The sequence below is a fragment of the Pedobacter sp. GR22-10 genome, from assembly GCF_026239715.1.
Taxonomy (GTDB): Bacteria; Bacteroidota; Bacteroidia; order Sphingobacteriales; family Sphingobacteriaceae; genus Pedobacter.
Genome location: NZ_JAPIVR010000001.1, coordinates 1,280,397 through 1,302,291, shown reverse-complemented (window position 1 = coordinate 1,302,291; position 21,895 = coordinate 1,280,397). Strand labels below are relative to the sequence as shown.

Sequence of the window (21,895 nt, the reverse complement as noted above, 5' to 3'; positions counted from 1 at the left end):
AATCCGGATAAATAAACGTTAATTAGACGATTATTTATTGTTATGAGCACAGCAAACTATGTAATTGGGGTTGATTACGGGACGGATTCTGTTCGGTCTGTTTTAGTAGATACCGCTAATGGAAAAGAGATTTCGGCTTCCGTTTTTCTTTACCCACGATGGCAAAAAGGTTTATATTGTAAGCCGTCCATCAATCAATTCAGACAACATCCTTTAGATTATATTGAAGGCTTAACCCACACCATTAAAGATTGTTTGGCAAAAGCAGGAGGAGCTGAAATTGCACATTTAGTGAAAGGAATTTCCATTGATACAACTGGATCTAGCCCGGTTGCTGTTGATGCATCAGGAACTCCCTTAGCCTTAACACCGGGTTTTGAAGAAAATCCAAATGCCATGTTTGTGCTTTGGAAAGATCATACCGCAGTTAAAGAAGCGGCTGAAATTAATGATCACGCTAAAAATTTTCCGGTCAATTATCTAAAATATGTTGGTGGAATTTATTCATCAGAATGGTTTTGGTCTAAGTTACTGCGGATTTTCAGAATAGATGCTGCCGTTAAAAACAGTACCGAATCATGGGTAGAGCATTGTGATTGGATTCCTTTCTTACTAACCGGAGGGAATGACATCGCCACCATGAAACGCAGCCGCTGCGCTGCCGGACATAAAGCTTTATGGGCAGAAGAATTTGATGGTTTACCTCCGGAAAGTTTTTTCAGCAGCCTGGATCCGCTTTTAGCTGACTTTAGAGAAAAACTTTTTGCGGATACTTATACCTCCGATGTTTCTGCAGGAACTTTGAGCCATGAATGGGCAGATAAGCTTGGCTTAAAAACGGATGTGGTCATCGGCGTTGGTGCTTTCGATGCACATATGGGTGCCGTAGGCGGTCAGATTGAACCTTATTACCTGAGTAAAGTGATGGGTACCAGTACCTGTGATATTTTGGTAGCACCTAATCAGGATTTAGATGGTAAATTGATTAGCGGAATCTGCGGACAGGTGAACGGTTCGGTAATTCCGGGTATGGCGGGTTTAGAAGCCGGTCAATCTGCTTTTGGCGATGTTTATGCCTGGTTTAAAAATTTAATCAGCTGGCCTTTAAACCATTTACTTACCGAATCTAATATAATTGATGAAGCTACGGCAATCGCTTTGAAAGATGAACTGGAAAGCAAAATCATTGCTAACCTGAGCAAACAGGCTGATGCGCTGGATGATGATGATTATGCTGAGTTAGCCATCGACTGGTTAAATGGAAGAAGAACACCGGATGCCAATCAGGAGCTTAAAGGTGCCATCACAGGGCTTGGTTTAGGTACCGATGCCCCCCGGTTTTTCCGTGCTTTGGCCGCTGCCACTTGTTTTGGTGCAAAAGCCATTGTAGATCGCTTTAAAGAACAAGGCGTTCCGGTGAAAGGAATTATTGGCATTGGCGGAGTAGCCAAAAAATCATCTTACATTATGCAAATGATGGCTGATGTTTTAGAAATGCCAATCAGAATCCACCGTTTTGAGCACACCTGCGCCTTAGGTGCAGCCATGTTCGCCGCAGTTGCTGCTGGTATCTACCCCAATATCGAAGCCGCAATGGCCGCCATGGGAACAGGATTTGAAAAAGAATATACCCCAGATATTAAAAAGCAGAAATTGTATCGCCAACACTATCAGGCTTACTTAGGCCTGGGTAGATACCTGGAAAAATATAATAAAAAGGATGTTAAACCTTATTTGTCATGAGCAACTATCAGGATATAAAAGAGCAGGCTTATCTGGCTAATATGCAATTGCCAAAATTAGGTCTGGTGTTATTTACTTTTGGAAATGTGAGCGCAGCCGACCGTGCTAAAGGCGTTTTTGCCATTAAACCAAGTGGTGTTCCTTACGAGGATTTGTCACCTGATAAGATGGTGATCGTGGATTTCGATGGGAATACCGTTGAAGGAAATTTACGTCCCTCATCAGATACTAAAACGCATGCTGTTTTATACAAGCATTGGGAAGATATTGGCGGCGTGGTACATACCCACTCGACTTACGGAACTGCCTGGGCACAGGCACAAAGGGCCATTCCGATTTATGGAACCACACACGCTGATCACTTAACTGTTGATATTCCTTGTGCACCGCCGATGGATGATGCCATGATTAAAGGCAATTATGAATACGAAACCGGCTTCCAGATTATGAACCATTTTGAAAGTTTAGGATTAAGTTACCAAGAGGTCGAAATGATCCTGGTAGGCAACCACGCACCATTTACCTGGGGAAAAAATGCAGAGAAAGCTGTTTACAACAGCGCAGTACTGGAGGCCGTGGCACAAATGGCGCTGTTAACACAGCAGATCAATCCACAGGCACCGAAGTTAAAAGATTCATTAATTGAAAAACATTACGAGCGTAAGCACGGTGCGGGCGCTTATTACGGACAGGTTTGAGGGAGTTTCGAGTCTTGAGTCACCTCGTATTCGTTATTCCGGGGAGGCACAACAGCCTGCCCCGACTTCCGGGTAAACAATATTTTGATAAACATTAATTGAATACTTAGTCTGAAGTTTTCAATCGATTAATCATATAACTAACAATAAAACTATTAGCATTTAAATAAAATAAATAATGATTGATTTAAAAAAATTACAAGTTTGGTTTATCACTGGCACACAACATTTGTACGGTGAAGAAACCTTAAAACAAGTAGCTGAGCATGCACAACAGGTAGCCGATTCATTAAACCAAAACGGAAATATCTCGGTTTCGGTAGTGTACAAACCCATTGTGAAAACTACTGAAGAAATTTTCGAAACACTGCAACAAGCCAATATTGATGAGAACTGTATTGGTGTAATGACCTGGATGCACACCTTTTCACCGGCTAAAATGTGGATCAGAGGCTTGAATGTTCTGCAAAAACCCTTGCTTCACTTGCATACCCAATTTAACCGCGATATTCCATGGAATACCATTGATATGGATTTCATGAACCTGAACCAAAGTGCACACGGAGACCGTGAATTTGGCTTCATGGTTTCGCGCATGCGTAAAGACCGTAAGGTAGTGGTAGGTCACTGGCAAGATGAAGAAGTAGCAAAACAAATTGATACCTGGTGCCGTGCTGCTGCCGGATGGAACGATTGGCAAGGTGCAAAGTTTGTTCGCTTTGGTGACAACATGCGTTTTGTAGCTGTAACTGATGGTGATAAAGTGGAGGCCGAAATGAAATTTGGTTTTTCAGTAAACACTTATGGCATAGGCGATTTAGTAGCTGTAATTAATGAAATAGGTGAAGATTCGATTCAGGCTTTGTTGACAGAATATGAAGAAACTTATGACATGGCTGACGACCTGAAGGCTGGTGGTGCCAGACATCAATCGGTTTATGATGCTGCAAAGATTGAGTTAGGTTTAAGAAAGTTCCTGGTAGATGGTGGTTTCAAAGGCTTCTCTGATACTTTCGAAGATTTACATGGTATGATTCAGCTTCCGGGAATTGCCGCTCAGCGTTTAATGGCCGATGGTTATGGATTTGCTGGTGAAGGCGACTGGAAAACAGCAGCTTTGGTACGTGCCTGTAAAGTAATGGGTGCCGGACTAGCTGGTGGTAATGCTTTTATGGAGGATTATACATACCATTTTGACCCGGCTAACTCGATGGTGTTAGGCTCGCACATGCTCGAGGTTGATGCCAGTTTAGCTTCAGGCAAGGCAAGTTTAGAGGTTCATCCCTTAGGTATTGGTGGCAAAGCTGATCCGGCCCGTTTGGTTTTTAATGTTTCAGGTGGCGATGCTTTAAATGCATCTTTAATTGACATGGGCAATCGCTTCCGCTTGTTAGTGAACGAAGTAAAAGCAGTTGAAGCTGAAAATGATTTACCTAATTTGCCGGTAGCTCGTGTACTTTGGAAACCACTTCCTGATATGAAAACAGGTTGTGCTGCCTGGATTTATGCCGGTGGTGCACACCATACGGCTTATAGCCAGAATCTGACTACTGAACATTTATTAGACTTCGCCAGTATTGCAGGTTTAGAATATGTAAATATTGGTGCAGATACTAAAATCAACCAGTTCAGAAATGAATTGCACTGGAACGAGGTATTCTATAAATAGTTCTTTAAACTACTAAATATGAAAGCCGATAATTAAAAATTATCGGCTTTTTTCCATTTGCAAAGTGCAGAAATAAAAGAAATCTACTCGATACTTACCATCGCTTTAATCACCCCGTTTTTCGGATCCAGCCAACTTTTAAACTGCTCCTTAACTTCGATAAAAGTAACCTGGTGGGTAATATAATTGGTCGGGTTTACCAGTCCAGCTTTCATAGATTTAATTACGTGTTCAAAATCTTCGATAGTGGCGTTTCTGCTGCTCATTAGAGTGGATTCGCGTTTGTGAAATTCGGGGTGGTTGAATATGAGATCACCTTTCTGCAAGCCGATTAACACAAATCTTGCACCATGCGCCATGTAATTGATCGCATTGTTAATAGCCTTTTGATTTCCTGTTGCATCGATTACCACTGTAGGCATATCGCCATTGGTAATATTGCTAAGCCGCTGAACCACGTCGGCATCCAGTGCATTAATGACGTGCGCAACCCCTAATTTTTCTTTACAAAAAGCTAACCGGTCTTCATTAATATCCAAAGCGATCACGTTTGCACCGGCAATTCTCGCAAATTCCATTGTACCTAATCCAATGGGTCCGGCCCCTATTACCAATACAAACTCACCTTTTTGAACATCAGCCCGCCTAACGCCATGTGCTCCGATAGCCAAAGGTTCTACTAAGGCCAGCTCATCATAACTCAAACCTTCGCCATGCAAAAGCGTTCGGGATGGTACCTGCAGATACTCTCGCATCCCACCATCTACATGCACACCGCAAACCTGCATTTTTACACAGCAGTTGGGTTTGTTCATCCGGCAGGCAATGCATTCGCCACAATTAAAATAGGGAATAAAAGTAACCTTCTCTCCTATTGTAAATCCTTCAGCACCATCTACTTCTACTAACTCCCCGGATAGTTCGTGACCTAAAACTCTTGGGTAATTGAAGAAGGGTTGAGTACCTTCAAAAGCATGCAAATCAGTTCCACAGACTCCGATTCGTTTGATTTTGATAATGGCATGGTCTTTCTTTAATTCAGGTTTTTCAGTTTCTGAATATTCAAAAGTGCCAGGTGTAGTGCAAGTAAGGGTTTTCATATATTTCAATAATTGAATAAATGAGTGAATTTTGAATGAATGAATTTTGAATGAGAAAATGATTGAATTAGTTAATTTTGAATGCAAGAATAATTGAGTTTTGAATGAAAGAATATGTAAAGCGATTTATAGCCATTCATTCTATTATTCTCTAATTCTATCATTCTCTAATTCTATTATTCTCTAATTATTTTTCTATGCGTTTGCCAAAGCCCTGTCTAAATGTACATAACCACCATCCACATGAATAATCTGTCCGGTGGTGTGACTGGATTTATCCGACATCAAAAACACTGTCATGTTGGCGATCTCTTCAGCCGTTGTCATCCTGTTTTCCAAAGGAATTTTAGAGGTGATCTCATCAAGCTTTGACTGCGCATCTGCCAAGGTCTCGATCCAGGTTTCGTAAGCCGGTGTCCAGCATTCGGCCACTACCACTGCATTAACACGGATTCCGTACTTTAATAGTTCAACCGCCCATTCGCGGGTTAACGCATTTCTGCCACCGTTTGCTGCCGCATAGGCTGAAGTGTTTCCTTGTCCGGTTTCGGCCGTTTTGGATGTTATGTTGACTATCGCACCTTTACTTTTGATCAATTCAGGCAAAGCATGATGTGCCATCAGGTAATAATGAACCAAATTCTTGTGCAATGAAGCCATAAAATCTTCATAATTTCCACTTTCTAAACCAACACCATCGTTAACGCCGGCGTTATTTACCAAACCATCAATTCTTCCGAATTTTTCAACAATTGAGCGAATCACATTTTTGCAGTCTTCCGGTCTGGATAGTTCCGCTACAAACTGCGCGGCCTGACCGCCATTCTGCACAATTGCATCCACTACTTGCTGATTATCCGCTGCTTTTCTGCCAACAATAACCGCAATTGCATTTTCTTTTGCAAAAACCTCTGCAATGCTCCGTCCAATGCCTTTTGCGGCACCAGTAATGATAATGACTTTTTCTTTTAAGTTTAAATTCATATTCTTTAATTAGAAATAATAGCAATGGTGAATGTAAATGCCATTTGCAATTCTTTTATTCAGAAATCCGTTCCAATTGCTTGAAATGTTTTCTTCTAAATTTTAGTAGTGTTTTGTTTTAAATTCCTCATTTTTTATTTTCCATGCCGATGCCGCTTTCGTTTTATATGGCAGTTAAAGTTAAAATACGAGATCATAAAGTTATTTGACCATCTCATTAATATAAAACTGGAACAGGTTAGCGATGCGCAATTTTATGGCCTCTTAATCCGAAAAACAGCACCACAACGAAACAAACCAATGGGATACTATAACCCACCTGAATATGATCTCCATACATATCAATTAATGTTCCCATTCCGAATGGTAAAATTGCACCACCTACAATGGACATAATGAGCCACGAAGAACCTGGTTTAGTATCATCCCCGATTCCTTCAATCCCTAAAGCAAAAATAGTGGGGAACATAATAGACATAAAAAAACCTAGTCCGCCAAGTGCATAAACCACGATTACACCACTTCCTGTAATGGCCAGTAAACACAATAAAACAGAAATAACAGCATAAATCGATAAAAGCTGATGAGAAGCAATAAATTGTAAAAGTGCAGTTCCTGCAAACCTGCCTGCGGTAAAGAGAAAACCGTAAATAGCCAGGTAAGATGCTGCTGTCTTTTCGTCAAAGCCACCACCTTGCTGAGCCATCCTGATAAAAAAACTCGTTACACATACCTGCGCGCCTACATAAAAAAACTGCGCAACCACTGCCCACCTGAGGTGCTGATGTCGCAATGCCCCGAAAAAGCTTCCTTTGGCTTCGCCATCAATACTTTTAGTTTTAATTTCAGGGAGGTGAATAAAATAAAATATCACAGCAATAACCAGTAAAATAATACCCAAAGTGATGTAAGGCATTTTAACAGAAGCAGCTTCTTCCAGAAAATAGTGGTTTCTGCTCCCTTCTGACATTGCTGCGAGTTCTTCTTTCGTGTGCGATTTTCCTGACAGAATAAATAATCCGCCAATCATTGGAGCCACCATTGCGGCCAGGCCATTAAATGATGCAGCCAAATTTAACCTGCTCGTAGCCTTAGCCGGGTCGCCTAAAACTGCTGCATAAGGATTGGCTGATGTTTCAAGCATCGTTAATCCACAGCCAATGATAAAAAGAGCGACCAAAAATGTCACATAAGAAAGGTTATTAGCAGCAGGAACAAATAAAAATGCACCAAATGCAAAAGCAAGTAAGCCTGAAATCATAGTGGCTTTATACCCCCATTTTTTTAAGATCATTCCGGCCGGAATCGCCATTAAAAAATAGGCAAAGAAAACGGATGTGTCTATCAGCGTAGATTGCCTATTATTTAAGTTACATGCCTTTTTTAAATGCGGTATTAATATGGAATCCAGGTTGTGGGCCATTCCCCAAAGGAAAAATAAACTTACTACAAGTATAAATGGTAATACGTATTTCTTACCTGATGAGGGATCTCCTGTTGTTATAATTTCTGGTGCGGTGTTGTGCTTCATTATATTTGGTTTTATTTATTATGGTAATGCTGGCCTGAAAAAAGAACCAAATGGCCTCTTCTATGCTCATTGAAGATAAGCCATTGCGCCCATCAGTTCATCTGTTCTCAAAGCCAATGCAAGCTATAGATCATTATATGTTATCCAGTTGGCTTCAATCAATAGGTTTTAAATTTTGAAATTAGTAAAAAACATTTAGAATATACTATAATCGGCCCGATCCCCTTGAGGTTGCTGATTATGAGACCATAAAGATAAAATGGTTTTAAAGCATATACTGGATTAGCTTCTTTAAGTCATTTGTGGATTATCAATCCGGTATTTTACGACATAAATTACCATTTAGAATGAAGTATCTAAGATAAATGGGTTCATCAAAAATATGGGCATTCATCATACGGTGATCTTTATAATTTATAAGTAATAAGCAATTTTCTCGTTTAAGTTGGCGTTAACAGTAAAATCCGTTGAATGGGAATACACTGGAATATTGGTTAATAAGAATCAAATATGGGGAAACGTAGTCATAAAAACTTGTAAAAATTGGTTCAGAGAAAACTGTTTTTCAACTCATCACTAAGGCCTAAACATCTTGATGGATATTTAGATCAGCAGATAAAATTTTTATCAGCATTATTTATTTTATTTGTATTTCATTCTAATCAAAACAAATGCAGTATCAGATACCATAAAAATCAATGAAATTGAATATCATATTAACATTGGAATTAATTTTAATCCATATATTTCGACTGTCAATTATATATAAATAATAAGGGATGTTTTCATTAACAAATAAAAAAGCAATAGTTACTGGCGGCGGAAGTGGTATCGGGAAAGCTATAGCGATCATTTTAGCACAGCAGGGTGCTGAAGTCCATATTTTAGAATTGGGCATCGGGCAGGCAGAAGCAACATTAGCAGAAATAAGCAATCAGGGCGGTAAAGCTTTTAGTTATGCCTGTGATGTGTCTGACCATCAAAATGTTAAAGTCATTTTTGATCAGATCGGGGAAATCAATATCCTGGTGAACAATGCCGGTATTGCACATATTGGCAAGGCAGATACTACAGAAGAAGCTGATTTTGACCGGGTAATGCGGGTAAATGTAAAGGGTGTTTACAATTGTTTGTATGCAGCAATTCCTCACCTGCGTGCTGCTGGTGGTGGAGTCATTATTAATATGGCCTCTATTGCATCTTTAGTAGGTTTACCTGATCGTTTTGCATACAGCACAGCAAAAGGTGCGGTAAAAGCCATGACGATGAGTGTGGCGAAAGATTATATTGGTGAAAACATCAGGTGTAATTCCATTTCGCCGGCCCGCGTACATACGCCATTCGTTGATGGATTTTTAAAAAACAACTATCCTGATCATATAGCGGAAATGTTTCAGAAATTATCTAAAACACAGCCGATTGGCAGAATGGCCAGACCCGAAGAAGTAGGAGCCCTTGCCCTTTATTTATGCAGTGATGAGGCTTCGTTTATTACAGGCTGCGACTACCCTATTGATGGGGGTTTTACTACTTTGAATAATTAGGCGGAAGCGAAAAGCTTAAAGCAGAAAGCGGAATGCGGAAAGTTTTTGATAATTAATAATCTACATCTTGTATTTGACATTTAATACTAAATAAAACAACATGAAATTAATACGTTTTGGAGCGGCAGGCGCAGAAAAACCAGGAATTATTATAGATAATAAATACTATGATGTTTCTGGTTTGGTACAGGATTACAATGAAGAATTCTTTGGCGGCAATGGCCTGGAAAAATTAAAGCAGGATCTTACATCAGCAAGCTTAACTGAAATAGATAAAGGTGTACGCCTCGGACCAGCTTTAGCACGTCCGTCTAAAATAGTTTGCGTAGGTTTAAATTATAAGGACCATGCAGCCGAAACCAATGCTGCCATTCCGACAGAACCCATTTTATTCTTTAAAGCCACATCAGCAATTGTTGGCCCTAATGATGACCTGATCCTTCCTAAAAACAGCAGGAAAACGGATTGGGAAGTTGAACTGGCAATTGTTATTGGCAAGAAAGCCAGTTATGTTTCAGAAGAGGATGCCTTAAACCATGTAGCGGGTTATGCTTTACACAATGATTACAGCGAACGTGAATTCCAGATTGAGCGCAACGGACAATGGGTAAAAGGTAAAAGTTGTGATACCTTTGCTCCTATCGGTCCCTTTATTGCTACGCCGGATGAAATTGAAGATGTGCACAAGCTTCGCCTGTGGCTAACCGTAAACGGAAAAACATTGCAGGATGGTAATACCGCTAATTTTATATTCAATGTGCCTTTTATCGTTTCATACATCAGCCAGTTTATGACACTTTTGCCTGGTGATGTAATCTCTACAGGTACACCTGCCGGCGTTGGATTAGGACAAAAACCAGAACCCTGGTATTTAAAAGCAGGCGATGTGGTGGAGTTGGGAATTGATGGTTTAGGCAGCAGTAAACAAGAAGTTAAAGCTTACACAGAAAAATAATGCAAAGATATTGCTTCACTCTTGATCTGATTGACAACCCATCTTTGATTGCTGAATATAAAAAATATCATGAAGCAATTTGGCCGGAGATACAGGAAAGCATCACATCGGCCAGCGTGCTTGATATGGAAATTTACTTAAGCGGAAACAGACTGTTTATGATAATGGAAGTGAATGAAGATTTCTCTTTTGAGCAAAAAGCAAAAGCCGACCTTGAGAACCCCAGAGTACAGGAATGGGAAACCCTAATGTGGAAATACCAGCAGGCCCTTCCCGGCGCTCAGCCGGGAGAAAAATGGCGGTTGATGGATAAAATTTTCAAGCTATAACCCATGATAGATACCCACGTACATTTTTGGAACTTCGAACCTGATAGAGACAGCTGGATAACGGAAGACATGCGGGCGATCCGGAATGATTTCGCTCCTGAAAACTTAAGCCGGATATATCAAGATCTTCAGATTACAGGTTGCATAGCCGTTCAGGCCAATCAGTCTGAAGCAGAAAATGAATTTCTGCTGAACCTGGCTGATGATCATGATATGATCAAAGGTATTGTCGGATGGATCGATTTTAAAAATCCAAATTTAGAAAGCAGGCTTGATTATTATAAAAACTTTAAAAAGATTAAGGGCTGGCGACATGTTCTTCAGGCTGAAACAGCCGCATTCATTCTTGATCCTATTTTTATCAATGGGATTAAACAGTTGAAAAAATTTGGTTACACTTATGATTTATTGTGCTACCATAACCAGCTGAAAAGCATTATACAAATGGTTGATCAAATTCCTGATCAACCATTTGTTCTTGACCACTGCGGAAAACCGGATGTTAAAACCCAGGATTTAAAAACCTGGAGCGAAAACATTAAACTGCTGGCTGAAAATCCAAATGTTACCTGTAAAGTATCAGGCCTGTTAGCAGAAGCAGATTGGAAAAACTGGAAAGAAGCAGAACTTTTTAATTGCTTTGATGTGGTATTTGAAAATTTTGGTGTAGAGCGGGTGATGTATGGCAGCGACTGGCCGGTTGTGTTGGTAAGTCGCCCTTATGAGGATTGGTTTAACCTGATTAATAAATACGCTTTAAGGTTTAGCGAAAAAGAAAGGAAATTAATTTTCGGAAATACTGCGAAAGCTTTTTATAAGCTTTAAAGCATAACTATCAGGCCTTTTTAAGGTTTCGAATCAGGTAAATGCTCAAATAAACCAAATATAACAGATAGTGCAGGATGGAGAACTTAATATATAGTATTAGTTTTCAATTTTAAAAGGCATCTGGCAAAAACAATAGCTTAAATAATGAGTAAAAAAATTACCTTTCCTTATAATTCTCAATATCCCTCTGTTGCCGACTTAAGACGCAAAGCGAAAAGCAGAATCCCTAAGTTCGCATTTGATTATTTAGAAGGTGGTTGTAATGAAGGATTGAACTTAGCCCGTAACGAGAACGACTTTGATAATATTTACCTTAAACCAAATTATTTACGAGTTGGTGGAGATATTGATATGTCAATAGAACTCTTCGGGCGTAAGTACAGTGCTCCGTTTGGCATCTCTCCGATAGGATTACAAGGTTTAATGTGGCCAAACGCACCGGAAATTTTAGCTAGGGCCGCTGCCAAACACGATATCCCTTACACTTTAAGTACTGTTTCTACCAGCAGCATCGAGCGCATTGCCGAGGTATCTGAAGGGAAGGCATGGTTTCAGCTTTATCATCCTACAGAGAACAGACTGAGAGATGATATATTAAATCGCTTGAAGGCGGTTGAGTGCCCGGTTTTGGTCGTACTGGTTGATGTTCCGGCATTTGGTTTAAGGTACAAGGAAATCAAAAGCGGACTTTCCATTCCACCTAAAATGTCGATCAATAACATCCTGCAGGCTTTTGCCCGTCCGTTATGGGGTATTAAAACACTTCAGCATGGCATTCCATCTTTTGCTACATTAAAGCCATACATGGAAAAAGTTATGGATATGTCGCAATTAGGACAATTCATGAACAGGACTTTTACCGGCAAAGTTGATATCGAAAAGGTTTCTGCCATCCGCGAAATCTGGAAAGGGCCATTGGTATTGAAGGGTATTACAACCGATGAAGATATGCAGGTTGCTATACAGATTGGGGTAGACGGTGTAATGGTATCAAATCACGGTGGAAGGCAAATTGATGCAGGTGAATCATCCATCAATTCATTAATGAAGTTAGCGGCAAATCCGGCTTATAAATCAAAACTCAAAATCATGATGGATGGTGGTATTCGTTCAGGAGTCGATTTAGCCAGGGCGCATGCCGTTGGATCTGAATTCAATTTTATGGGTCGTCCGTTTATGTATGGCGTTGGTGCCCTGGGTGATGAAGGTGGCGAACACACCATTAACATGTTCAAAACGCACCTCTACCAGATCATGCAGCAATTAACCATTGAGAAGATATCGCAATTCCCTGACAGGCTGCTGAAAGTATAAATGAAGTCCGATGTCAGGAGACCAAATATCCCAAGTGTTGCGAATGATAAAATACATGCTGCTGTTTCCTTTCTTTCCGAGTTTCTGCAGCTAAGCCAAAAAAATTGTAAATCAACGGCAAAAGAAAAAGCGCTCCTGCAGTCGCAGGAGCGCTTTTTATTATTTTGAAAACTTATACGTCGTACTCGTTTTATACGTCTCTCCGGGTTTCAATTCTGTAGAAGCAAAGTTTGGATGATTTGGTGCATCAGGAAAATGCTGTGTTTCCAAACAAATTGCTGAGCGGTGCGGATAAGATTTACCCCCCTTACCATCTTGATCAGCTCCTGTTAAAAAGTTCCCGCTGTAAAACTGTAAGCCAGGCTCAGTGGTATATACTTCCATTTTAATTCCTGTTGAAGTACTTTTCACCGTAGCAACAGGTGTTTTCCCATCATGTTTATTCAGTGCGAAGTTATGGTCGTAGCCTTTTCCAAACTTCAGTTGCTCATTGCTTTCTTCAATAGATTTCCCAATGGTTTTAGCTTTGGTAAAATCAAATGCAGTTCCGGTTACAGCTAATAATTTACCTGTCGGAATTAAAGTAGAATCAACTGGGGTAATCGAATCTGCCGCGATGGTAAGTTCATGATCCAGGATACTTTTATTTCCCTCACCGTTCAGGTTGAAATAAGCATGATTGGTCAGGTTTACCACTGTAGCCTTATCAGTAGTGGCTGTATAATCAATCTGTAAAGCATTATCATCTGTTAAAGTATACAGCACCTTTACATCCAGCTTACCTGGATATCCGGCTTCGCCATCTTTAGCGGTATAGGTTAATTCTAACTTTTGCCCATCTACCTGTTTTGCATCCCATACTTTCGAATAAAAACCATCGGTTCCACCGTGTAAGGTATTTGGCCCGTCGTTCAGCTGTAAAGTATATTGTTCTCCATTTAAGGTAAATTTGCCTTTGCCAATCCGGTTGCCGTATCTGCCGATTAAAGCTCCGAAAAACGGCTCTCCTTTTTTGCGGTAAGCACCAATACTGTCGTAGCCCAACACCACATCTGTTAATTTATCATCCTTATTAGGCACTAAAAGTGAAACAATCCGCCCACCATAATTGGTAATGGTAACGGTGGCACCCTTTGCATTTTTCAAGGTGTAAAGACTTACCTTTTTACCGTCAATGGTGGTATTGTATTTTAAGGAATCTGTTTGCGCAATGGTTTCTGTAGCCTTATCAGCCTTTGGATTACAGGAAGAAAGCGCCACAGCTAAACAAAATGTTGCCAATGGTACCGCGCTAAGCATTATTTTTTTCATAAAGATCTATTTTGGTTAGGGCTAAATTAAGAAAATATATTATCCTTGCCATGACGATTATAATTATAATTGTAAGATTATTGATGTGCCTCTTGATACATCTGCAAAATAAATCATATAATTTAACGGCGATATGCAAGATTTTCATTTTAAGCCCAGCGCTTTTCTTTTCGACTTAAACGGCACTATGATCAATGATATGGAATACCACACCAAGGCCTGGCATGCCGTGATGAATGAAGATCTGGGTGCCAATCTGGATTACGATGTCGTAAAAAAAGAGATGTATGGAAAAAACCATGAGGTTTTAGCGCGTGTTTTCGGTAAAAATAAATTCAGTGATGAGGAGGTGAAAAAACTTTCCTTCGATAAGGAAAAACGATATCAGGAAGGATATCTCCCCCATTTAGCCTTAATTGACGGATTAGCTGATTTTCTGGATAGGGCCAGAGACAAAAATATCAAAATGGCGATTGGTTCTGCAGCCATTCCTTTCAATATCGACTTTGTGGTGGATGGATTGAATATCCGTCATTATCTTTCCGCGATCGTCAGTGCCGATGATGTCGCAGTTAGCAAGCCTGACCCGGAAACTTTTCTGAAAGCTGCTGCAGCACTTCAGATTCAACCTAAAGATTGCCTGGTTTTTGAAGATGCACCGAAAGGTGTAGAATCGGCCCTGCTTGCGGGAATGAAATGCATCGTGTTAACGACTACGCATACTCTAGACGAATTTGAAGATTATTCCAATATCCTTACTTTTATCAGTAATTACAACGACCCTAAATTAAATACGCTTTTTTAAATGGCAAAATATATCAATCAAAAACCTGTATTGGTGGCAGTAGATTGCATCATCTTCGGCTATGATGGTGAACAGCTTAAGCTGCTGGTGATTAAAAGAGCCATCGAACCGGTTAAAGATCAATGGAGCTTAATGGGTGGTTTTATCGGTGAAGCAGAAGATTTAAATGGCGCAGCCAAGCGAATCTTACTGGAATTGACCGGCTTACATGATGTTTACCTGGAACAACTTCATGCCTATGGTCACCCCGACCGTGACCCTATTGAGCGTACCGTTTCAGTGGTTTATTTTGCTTTAATTGACATCAATAAGTACAGTACCCAAATCAACGATCAGTACCATGCAGAATGGTTTAATGTGACAGAAGTACCGCAATTAATCTTCGATCACAACATAATGGTACAGGCGGCTATGGATAAAATCCGTTATCAGGCAGCCCTGCACCCTATCCTTTTTGAACTTTTGCCAAAAAAATTCACCATCCCACAATTGCAGGCTTTGTATGAACAGGTTTATGATGCCCCGATTGACAATCGGAACTTCATCCGGAAAATTACCGCCAGTGGTTTATTGATCAAGCAGACTGAGAAAGATAAATCAAACTCCAGACGCGGCGCATTCTATTTTAAACTGGATAAAAACAAACATAAGGCACAATTTCAGTCTTTTTTAAATTTTATTCCGAAGACTGTGAAATAATTTTTGGGTGTTCTGATTTGCTATAAAATTAGAAATCAACTATTTATAGTTATGATTTTTTATCATAAATGTATGACTAAAAATTAATTTCAAAAAACATTTGCGTGATTAATTATTATCTCTATATTTGCACCTCCTTAAACAAAAGGAAATGATTCCGTAGCTCAGCTGGTAGAGCATTACACTTTTAATGTAGTGGTCCTGGGTTCGAATCCCAGCGGGATCACACCAAAGACTATCAAAATGTATAAAACCCTGCAATCGCGCGATTAGCAGGGTTTTTGCTTTTAGGGAGGTGCCAAAATTCGCATGTTTTCACAAAACTTTGGTGAGTGATTCGGTGAGTAAGGCAAAACGGTTAAAATTGACTCACCGAATTGTACATAATCAATTATTGTACAGGTTGTTACAGACTGAACATCTCGTGTATTTTAAGAAGCAAAGCTATGTTTGTTTAACTAAATCGAGAGATTATGAAGACCAATTTTAGCCTGCTTTTCTATCTGAAAAAGCAAAAGAACTATGTGAATGGAAATGTGCCGATCTACATGAGATTACCGTAGAGGGAAATCGTGCAGAGATTGCCACCAATCGGGATTGCGACCCTAAGCGATGGAATGCTAAGGGCAGCCGAGCCATCGGCTCCAAAGAAGAGATCAAGGTGTTGAACACCCATCTTGACCAGTTGCAGAATGCCATTTATTATGCCCATCAACGTGTTTTCGATATGGGGTTGCCGATTACAGCAGATGCAATTAAATCTAGTTACCTTGGTACGCTCACCAATTCCCATACCCTATTGGAAGCGGTTGCCGACCATAATTTAAAGATGGAACAGCTTGTAGGTAAAGATTATGTACGTGGCACATTGAACCGTTATAAAGTCTTGGAAAGACACCTAAGGTTTTTATCCCCTTGAAATATGGTGTAGCCGATATGGATATTAGAACTATCGACCAGGCATTTCTGAACGGACTTGATCATTATCTAAGGTCTGATAGGAACTGTGCGAATAATTATGTGGTAAAAAACATCAAAAACCTCGGTAAAATTCTTCGCATCTGTATGGAGAATGAATGGATAGACAAATCGCCATTTACAGCCTATAAAGGCAAAACTAAGAACGTCGACCGCTTTTATCTGAACAAAGAGGAGTTGGCTCATATCGCGGGCAAAGAGTTTTTATCGGAGAGATTGAAGCAATATCCTACCTTATGTTGAAGAAAATCCGAAAGTGACCAGTTATACATCATACAAGCATGCGATCCTTTCCCCTTACAGTATTTTTGCTTCCAGCTCTTGACATTTTTGAAATAATCCCCAACTGTTAAAACTGAGCACCTTATATCGATTGGCCTGATCCTCACTTCCCTCTAATCCCAACCATCAGACTATCTTTCTGATCGCCAAAAAATGTGTGGAGACGATTGACAATCTGTAACCCAAAAGCCTTTCTACCCAAAAAGTCCTTTTCTGCAACGGTATATGCACTTATGATTTGATTCATATTTTCTATTGTAATTTTTCCATGATATCCAGACGCTAATTAACCTTTTTTTGATTCCTAAATCCCTATCAGTCCTTAAATATAGCCCAAAAGATATTTTTTAGACTTTTTCAAATCTTCCCCGCTTTGCCCATAACCCATGGGAACCCTTGTCCTGAAATCTCCCTCTAGATTAATCAGGTCGGGAACGCTTTCTTCCTCAATAATACCGATAAAATCTTTAACCTTCTCCCCTATATCCCTTTCAAAATACATGCAATTGGCTATCTCTTCAATATCTTTTACATCGAGCGCATTCCCACTACTATATTGCACCAGATCGACAGAATAGAGTGCATAGATTTCTTTCTTCTCAAAGGCCCGTTTAGTCTGGTTTTTAGACATCCTTATTGGATTATCGGAATCCCACCTCGATTTCACCTCGATATAGTAGACCGGATTCCCGGCAAGGGTAATGATAATATCCTGTCCATTCTGTACATCCTTAGTATCTTCTTTTACCTCATCGGCCAATATCCCTTCAAAACCTTTACGGAGAATAGCTTCTATGTGACGACCAAGCATACATTTATGCTCAAAATTCGCGTTCTCATGTCGTCTGGCCAATACTTCTGCACGTCCAAGTTCAATAATTTGATCGAAATCCGGATCAGTTACCAGCTTGGCTGGAGCACTTATTTTCGTGGGCGCAAGGCTTAAGATCGCAAACGAATCCTCTCCGTTTGCAAGGTTTACAAGTATTGATGAACGCTGACTATAAACCAGGGGATAATGCTTTTAATATTCAGGATTGGTTTTGAAAGTACCTACTATCCCCAGAATCTGAGAACAAAACGGATGATAAAAGAACAACTTCCTGCTGCAGTTTAATCTTCTATTCAGGTCAAGACATGCCACCACATATTCCCATACATTACGGGACACACCCTGGTTCTGAAAAATATGAAAATTATTTCAACTGTGCAATTTAATAATGTATTGATGAACTTTATGTATTATTTTAGTTAAACTAATTTGTGTAAACACCAATATAATTGAAAATACTTGGTTAAGGCAGTTTAATATTTACTTAAACCAAAAAGATACGATCTACGGGTAAATAGATATCCAGGCTTGGTGATATATCAAGTCTGGTCATTATTCAGGACGATGATTTGCTATGTTTTCTGATTACAACAATTAACCTTTTGATCCCATACTTTTTGGGCACTTAGGGTCGCTTCATTGTTTTAAATTTCAGCTGCTTTATCGTTCTGATTTTAAAACTCAACCCCAATATAATTAAGTTTAATGGCCAGGGTTCCAATATTGTTTCTTTAGACCGAATGATGCATTACCAATATCCTTGATATTTGTGCGTATAGATCTGCTGGTTCTATTGGTTTCTGAATATAAGCATTTATGCCAACAGCACGTCCATTCTCTCTGTCTTTCTCTATGATGGATGCGGAGAAAGCGACTATAGGTATAGACCTATTCAATTCAGATAGCTCATTCCTAATCTTTCGTGTCGTTTCGATGCCATTCATGACAGGCATATGGATGTCCATCAGTATGATGTCATATTTCTTGAATGCAACCTTGTTAAAAGCATCTAAGCCGTTTTCAGCCTCGTCCACCTGGATATTCCAATTAGAAAGCAATTGGGAGATCACAAATCGATTGATCTGGTCGTCATCAGCCAGTAATAATGAGACATTTGCAAAGGGTTTCATTATTGTGCTCTCGGTAGCTATTCCATCTATAGTCTCATGTGTGTTGCGGATCTTGTACCAATTGGTGAAGGTAAAGGTCGTGCCGTCACCGACAATACTTTCAACATTTAGCTTTCCACCTTTTAGCTGAATCAGTTTTTTAACTATTGATAAACCTAAACCTGTGGATCCAAAACTATCTTCTGCGGTATTATCCAGTTTCTCATATCGATCGAATATTTGGCCAAGTAATTCATTCGGTATCCCAATCCCAGTATCTGAAACGGAGAAGCTTAATAATACCTGGGAATCCTGAATTTCAGAGATTGCAACTGATAGCTTGACACGGCCACGAGATGTAAATTTTATTGCATTGGTGACCAAATTGATTAAGATCTGATTAAGCCTTAAGGTGTCGGCCATGATCACTTCAGGTATATCACTATCAACAGAACAGGTTAAAATAAGTCCCTTGCTTTCTGCCAATGGTCGAGTCAAATCACCAATATTATTGATCAGTTTTGCTAAGTCGGTTTCTGTCTTGGTAATTTTCACTTTTCCTGCATCAATCTTAGATATATCTAGAATGTCATTGACCAAACCGAGTAACAGCTTTGCAGAATAAGACAGCATACTCAAAATCTTCATTTGTTCATTATCGAGTTTCGAAGTTTCAAAAATGTTGATCAAACCTAAAATGGCGTTTAAGGGAGTTCTTAGCTCGTGGCTCATGTTTGCAAAAAAGTTTTCTTTTGCCAGTTTGCTTTGCTCGGCCATTGACGCAGCTTCTAGTAGCTGTTTATTATATTCCATCAGTTGATGGTTTTTATTGCTTATTTCTCTGTTTTGATAAATCAGTTTTATAATTGAATCAACTTTAGCAATAGTAACATGCATATCGAGTGGTTTAAACAAATAATCCACCGCTCCGAGCGATAAACCCTTTACTATATCTGAAGTACTCATGGAATCGCCGGTGAGTATCACTATGATCCCCCCAGTCGAAGGATTGCATTTGATGGTCTGAAGAAGATCACAACCCGATAGTTCCGGGCTGTCAATATCTATCAATGCAATATCAATGGAGTGATCAATCAACATTTGCAGCGCCTCATTTTGAGAAGATGTTGAATATTTCATGATATCATCTCTTTCAAAAGCAGATTCTAACATTTTAATATGACTAGGGCTATCGTCGACTATGAGAATATTTATCATATTTTATAAGGAATGCTAACAGGAAACTATTGTTTAATTAAATTGTTTAATATGCTTAATGGGTATTTATGTAATTATTTTACTGAATATGATTGATGTAAATCGACTGATTTCCTTATTATAAAATAGCTGTTATCGACTCGTATAAAAAATATTAGCTTAATATGAATAACACTAACGAAATTGCGAAACCATTGGATCTTTCGTTTCTCGAAAAAATGTCAGGTAATAGTCCAAAGTTTATTTTGAACATGATTGATCTCTTCATTTCGCAAATGCCAGTTTTGCTATCTACGGTAGAGGAAGCCATGTCACAGAAAGATTTGGATAAGATTGCATCTACCGTCCACAAAATGAAGACATCTTTTACGTACTTTGGTAGAGCAGATATTACTGAACAGCTTAAAGCTATTGAACAACAGGCGCTTGATCGCATGGATATAAAAACTTTGTCAATGTGTTTGGAAGATCTAAAAGTGCCTATTGGTATCTTGACGGTACAATTGCATGATTACAAATCTAATTTCCAGTTTTGATGGGAATCAAAAAAGTGAACAAACGAACGCATATTGGGGAATTAAATTACACACAGATTGTGTTCATCAATACTATGTTCAAAATGCCTAATATTTGAGCTTTGAATCTGTGGCTATGCCGTAATTCCATTATTGGAAATGCTGACGATAAGCCTATTGCACCACTTAAGTTGTATATATACTTAATCAGTAATTCAAGATTGATCTTCTGGAAATCCGGCTATTGCACATCAAAAAGTGGTCTGTGCTGGCACAATCAGTTACATATTCAATCACAATGATGACTACCAATATTTATAATAATTCAAAATTTAAAAAAACATTTAAATTTTGAATTATCTGCTTTATAGATTTGTGATAACCTCAGCGTATTATTAATTGCTTTGAATGTTTTTAACGAATACATTTTTGATAATCAGTGTTTTTTTTGATTTATAGAAGTCATGTTTCCATAAAGGATAAAGTCGCGTTGGTGGTAACTATAACTGATCTTTATAAGTAAAACATTACCTGACAAGGCTCTTTACTACCATTTTTAATATAAGCATCATTGTTTAACAGCGACATTTAATAAAATTAGCTCAAACGATGTGAAAATATTAAACCGATCTGTACATGAAATTATATTAGAATTATCGCAGATAACCTCATAGTGAGCATTTAAGTGCTGAAAGAATTGTTTTAACAGATTTAATACATCGTGGTCTTTCAAGCAGCAGGAATTATGGTATTTATTGGAGTATTTTATTATTATTGTACTTACAATTTAATAAATTCTGTTGTCCAAACTGGCTCAGTATTATTAATTTAGTTTTAATAAGTTAATGGCTGGCAAAAAAGAATTTTCTGAACAAGAACTGCTTCTCAGGGTTGCCGGGGGAAATCAGGACACATTTAGGATTCTTTATGATCAGTACCAGAAGAGTGTGTACGCCCGCGCACTCTATTTTCTAAAATCAGATCTACTTGCCGAAGACGTTCTTCAGGAAGTGATGCTAACCTTATGGAAAAGTGCAGGGAAGTTAAAGCAAGACACCAATATCGCCGCTTACCTAGCCACTTTGACCAGGAATCGCAGTTTTCAACTTTTACGGCGACAAGTTCTGGAAGCGAAAACAAATTTTGATTTAGGGAAAGATTGGGCAGAAACACACAACCAAACTGAAGAACAAATACTTCTGTCAGATACAAAGGGCGTACTCAAGGCAGGTATTGCCCTTTTACCGCCACAACAAAAACTGGTTTACGAGCTTTGTCACCAACAAGGCCTCAAATATGAAGAAGCTGCCCGCGAGCTCGGTCTCTCAAAAGAAACGGTCAAAAGTTATATGAAACTGGCCCTCAGTTTTCTGCGCCGTTACATTTCTGCACATACTGACGTGGCCGCGATTTTGGTCATCTTAAAACTTTTATAGAAATATTTTTTAATT

The 21,895-nt window shown here is 39.2% G+C and carries 21 protein-coding genes and 1 tRNA gene; 15 read left to right on the top strand and 7 right to left on the bottom strand.

Going from position 1 to position 21,895, the window contains the following annotated elements:
* The first annotated feature begins 42 nt into the window (after positions 1-42).
* The 3 genes from OQX64_RS05535 to araA all read left to right on the top strand — a co-directional run bounded on the left by OQX64_RS05535 (position 43) and on the right by araA (position 4,110).
* The gene (locus OQX64_RS05535) at positions 43-1,743 is read left to right on the top strand and encodes a ribulokinase (RefSeq protein ID WP_088301581.1); all 1,701 of its coding nucleotides are present in this window, start codon (positions 43-45) and stop codon (positions 1,741-1,743) included.
* Complete coding sequence (locus OQX64_RS05530) at positions 1,740-2,441, top strand: L-ribulose-5-phosphate 4-epimerase (RefSeq protein WP_265817972.1); 702 nt, start codon at positions 1,740-1,742, stop codon at positions 2,439-2,441. The genes OQX64_RS05535 and OQX64_RS05530 overlap by 4 nt, the downstream gene beginning before the upstream one ends.
* Positions 2,442-2,619: 178 nt before the next feature.
* Positions 2,620-4,110: an L-arabinose isomerase gene (gene araA, locus OQX64_RS05525; protein ID WP_265817971.1), complete on the top strand. Its 1,491-nt coding sequence runs from the start codon at positions 2,620-2,622 to the stop codon at positions 4,108-4,110.
* A gap of 83 nt (positions 4,111-4,193) precedes the next feature.
* Here araA and OQX64_RS05520 read toward each other — a convergent pair whose 3' ends face one another.
* The 3 genes from OQX64_RS05520 to fucP all read right to left on the bottom strand — a co-directional run bounded on the left by OQX64_RS05520 (position 4,194) and on the right by fucP (position 7,725).
* On the bottom strand, positions 4,194-5,210 hold the full coding sequence (locus OQX64_RS05520) for a zinc-binding alcohol dehydrogenase family protein (RefSeq protein ID WP_265817970.1): 1,017 nt from the start codon (positions 5,208-5,210) through the stop codon (positions 4,194-4,196).
* Positions 5,211-5,405: 195 nt separating this feature from the next.
* A complete protein-coding gene (locus OQX64_RS05515; RefSeq protein ID WP_265817969.1) occupies positions 5,406-6,194 on the bottom strand; it encodes an SDR family oxidoreductase in 789 nt (262 codons plus the stop codon).
* 238 nt (positions 6,195-6,432) lie between these two features.
* Positions 6,433-7,725: an L-fucose:H+ symporter permease gene (gene fucP / locus OQX64_RS05510; protein ID WP_265817968.1), complete on the bottom strand. Its 1,293-nt coding sequence runs from the start codon at positions 7,723-7,725 to the stop codon at positions 6,433-6,435.
* Between the two features lie 779 nt (positions 7,726-8,504).
* Between fucP and OQX64_RS05505 the strand changes: the two genes are divergently transcribed.
* The 5 genes from OQX64_RS05505 (at position 8,505) to OQX64_RS05485 (ending at position 12,695) form a co-directional block, all read left to right on the top strand.
* On the top strand, positions 8,505-9,269 hold the full coding sequence (locus tag OQX64_RS05505; RefSeq protein WP_265817967.1) for an SDR family NAD(P)-dependent oxidoreductase: 765 nt from the start codon (positions 8,505-8,507) through the stop codon (positions 9,267-9,269).
* A 100-nt stretch (positions 9,270-9,369) separates the two neighbouring features.
* A complete protein-coding gene (locus OQX64_RS05500; protein WP_265817966.1) occupies positions 9,370-10,224 on the top strand; it encodes a fumarylacetoacetate hydrolase family protein in 855 nt (284 codons plus the stop codon).
* Positions 10,224-10,553, top strand: coding sequence for an L-rhamnose mutarotase (locus OQX64_RS05495; RefSeq protein ID WP_265817965.1), 330 nt, complete (start codon positions 10,224-10,226; stop codon positions 10,551-10,553). The genes OQX64_RS05500 and OQX64_RS05495 overlap by 1 nt, the downstream gene beginning before the upstream one ends.
* Before the next feature lie 3 nt (positions 10,554-10,556).
* Positions 10,557-11,378 (top strand): amidohydrolase family protein, encoded by an 822-nt coding sequence (locus OQX64_RS05490; RefSeq protein ID WP_265817964.1) that lies wholly within the window; start codon positions 10,557-10,559, stop codon positions 11,376-11,378.
* 147 nt (positions 11,379-11,525) lie between these two features.
* Positions 11,526-12,695 carry an alpha-hydroxy acid oxidase gene (locus OQX64_RS05485; RefSeq protein ID WP_265817963.1) on the top strand — a complete coding sequence of 390 codons (1,170 nt, stop codon included), beginning with the start codon at positions 11,526-11,528 and terminating at the stop codon, positions 12,693-12,695.
* 159 nt (positions 12,696-12,854) lie between these two features.
* On the opposite strand, the gene OQX64_RS05480 is transcribed toward OQX64_RS05485, so the two are convergent.
* Positions 12,855-14,006 (bottom strand): aldose epimerase family protein, encoded by a 1,152-nt coding sequence (locus OQX64_RS05480; RefSeq protein ID WP_265817962.1) that lies wholly within the window; start codon positions 14,004-14,006, stop codon positions 12,855-12,857.
* A gap of 133 nt (positions 14,007-14,139) precedes the next feature.
* Between OQX64_RS05480 and OQX64_RS05475 the strand changes: the two genes are divergently transcribed.
* From OQX64_RS05475 to OQX64_RS05455, 5 genes are all read left to right on the top strand, one after another.
* Positions 14,140-14,811, top strand: a complete 672-nt coding sequence (locus tag OQX64_RS05475) for an HAD family hydrolase (RefSeq protein ID WP_265817961.1) — start codon at positions 14,140-14,142, stop codon at positions 14,809-14,811.
* A complete protein-coding gene (locus tag OQX64_RS05470) occupies positions 14,812-15,510 on the top strand; it encodes an NUDIX hydrolase (protein ID WP_265817960.1) in 699 nt (232 codons plus the stop codon).
* 153 nt (positions 15,511-15,663) lie between these two features.
* A tRNA-Lys gene (locus OQX64_RS05465) sits at positions 15,664-15,736 on the top strand.
* Positions 15,737-16,063: 327 nt separating this feature from the next.
* Positions 16,064-16,429 (top strand): Arm DNA-binding domain-containing protein, encoded by a 366-nt coding sequence (locus tag OQX64_RS05460; RefSeq protein ID WP_416240466.1) that lies wholly within the window; start codon positions 16,064-16,066, stop codon positions 16,427-16,429.
* A gap of 17 nt (positions 16,430-16,446) precedes the next feature.
* Complete coding sequence (locus OQX64_RS05455; RefSeq protein WP_265817958.1) at positions 16,447-16,731, top strand: phage integrase SAM-like domain-containing protein; 285 nt, start codon at positions 16,447-16,449, stop codon at positions 16,729-16,731.
* Positions 16,732-16,873: 142 nt separating this feature from the next.
* On the opposite strand, the gene OQX64_RS05450 is transcribed toward OQX64_RS05455, so the two are convergent.
* The 3 genes from OQX64_RS05450 to OQX64_RS05440 all read right to left on the bottom strand — a co-directional run bounded on the left by OQX64_RS05450 (position 16,874) and on the right by OQX64_RS05440 (position 19,929).
* Positions 16,874-17,017 (bottom strand): hypothetical protein, encoded by a 144-nt coding sequence (locus OQX64_RS05450; RefSeq protein ID WP_265817957.1) that lies wholly within the window; start codon positions 17,015-17,017, stop codon positions 16,874-16,876.
* 75 nt (positions 17,018-17,092) lie between these two features.
* A complete protein-coding gene (locus OQX64_RS05445) occupies positions 17,093-17,581 on the bottom strand; it encodes a protein NO VEIN domain-containing protein (RefSeq protein ID WP_265817956.1) in 489 nt (162 codons plus the stop codon).
* A gap of 752 nt (positions 17,582-18,333) precedes the next feature.
* Positions 18,334-19,929: a response regulator gene (locus OQX64_RS05440; protein WP_265817955.1), complete on the bottom strand. Its 1,596-nt coding sequence runs from the start codon at positions 19,927-19,929 to the stop codon at positions 18,334-18,336.
* A 164-nt stretch (positions 19,930-20,093) separates the two neighbouring features.
* Between OQX64_RS05440 and OQX64_RS05435 the strand changes: the two genes are divergently transcribed.
* Together OQX64_RS05435 and OQX64_RS05430 are read left to right on the top strand one after the other, a co-directional pair.
* Positions 20,094-20,465, top strand: a complete 372-nt coding sequence (locus OQX64_RS05435) for an Hpt domain-containing protein (protein ID WP_088302971.1) — start codon at positions 20,094-20,096, stop codon at positions 20,463-20,465.
* A gap of 824 nt (positions 20,466-21,289) precedes the next feature.
* Entirely contained in the window at positions 21,290-21,880 is a 591-nt protein-coding gene (locus OQX64_RS05430; protein ID WP_265817954.1) for an RNA polymerase sigma factor, read from the top strand.
* The last annotated feature ends 15 nt before the right edge of the window (positions 21,881-21,895 follow it).

Coding starts and splice junctions, on each gene's coding strand:
- OQX64_RS05535 (WP_088301581.1), top strand. CDS start 43: ATGAGCACAGCAAACTATGTAATTGGGGTTGATTACGGGACGGATTCT.
- OQX64_RS05530 (WP_265817972.1), top strand. CDS start 1,740: ATGAGCAACTATCAGGATATAAAAGAGCAGGCTTATCTGGCTAATATG.
- araA (WP_265817971.1), top strand. CDS start 2,620: ATGATTGATTTAAAAAAATTACAAGTTTGGTTTATCACTGGCACACAA.
- OQX64_RS05520 (WP_265817970.1), bottom strand. CDS start 5,210: ATGAAAACCCTTACTTGCACTACACCTGGCACTTTTGAATATTCAGAA.
- OQX64_RS05515 (WP_265817969.1), bottom strand. CDS start 6,194: ATGAATTTAAACTTAAAAGAAAAAGTCATTATCATTACTGGTGCCGCA.
- fucP (WP_265817968.1), bottom strand. CDS start 7,725: ATGAAGCACAACACCGCACCAGAAATTATAACAACAGGAGATCCCTCA.
- OQX64_RS05505 (WP_265817967.1), top strand. CDS start 8,505: ATGTTTTCATTAACAAATAAAAAAGCAATAGTTACTGGCGGCGGAAGT.
- OQX64_RS05500 (WP_265817966.1), top strand. CDS start 9,370: ATGAAATTAATACGTTTTGGAGCGGCAGGCGCAGAAAAACCAGGAATT.
- OQX64_RS05495 (WP_265817965.1), top strand. CDS start 10,224: ATGCAAAGATATTGCTTCACTCTTGATCTGATTGACAACCCATCTTTG.
- OQX64_RS05490 (WP_265817964.1), top strand. CDS start 10,557: ATGATAGATACCCACGTACATTTTTGGAACTTCGAACCTGATAGAGAC.
- OQX64_RS05485 (WP_265817963.1), top strand. CDS start 11,526: ATGAGTAAAAAAATTACCTTTCCTTATAATTCTCAATATCCCTCTGTT.
- OQX64_RS05480 (WP_265817962.1), bottom strand. CDS start 14,006: ATGAAAAAAATAATGCTTAGCGCGGTACCATTGGCAACATTTTGTTTA.
- OQX64_RS05475 (WP_265817961.1), top strand. CDS start 14,140: ATGCAAGATTTTCATTTTAAGCCCAGCGCTTTTCTTTTCGACTTAAAC.
- OQX64_RS05470 (WP_265817960.1), top strand. CDS start 14,812: ATGGCAAAATATATCAATCAAAAACCTGTATTGGTGGCAGTAGATTGC.
- OQX64_RS05455 (WP_265817958.1), top strand. CDS start 16,447: ATGGATATTAGAACTATCGACCAGGCATTTCTGAACGGACTTGATCAT.
- OQX64_RS05450 (WP_265817957.1), bottom strand. CDS start 17,017: ATGAATCAAATCATAAGTGCATATACCGTTGCAGAAAAGGACTTTTTG.
- OQX64_RS05445 (WP_265817956.1), bottom strand. CDS start 17,581: ATGCTTGGTCGTCACATAGAAGCTATTCTCCGTAAAGGTTTTGAAGGG.
- OQX64_RS05440 (WP_265817955.1), bottom strand. CDS start 19,929: ATGATAAATATTCTCATAGTCGACGATAGCCCTAGTCATATTAAAATG.
- OQX64_RS05435 (WP_088302971.1), top strand. CDS start 20,094: ATGAATAACACTAACGAAATTGCGAAACCATTGGATCTTTCGTTTCTC.
- OQX64_RS05430 (WP_265817954.1), top strand. CDS start 21,290: ATGGCTGGCAAAAAAGAATTTTCTGAACAAGAACTGCTTCTCAGGGTT.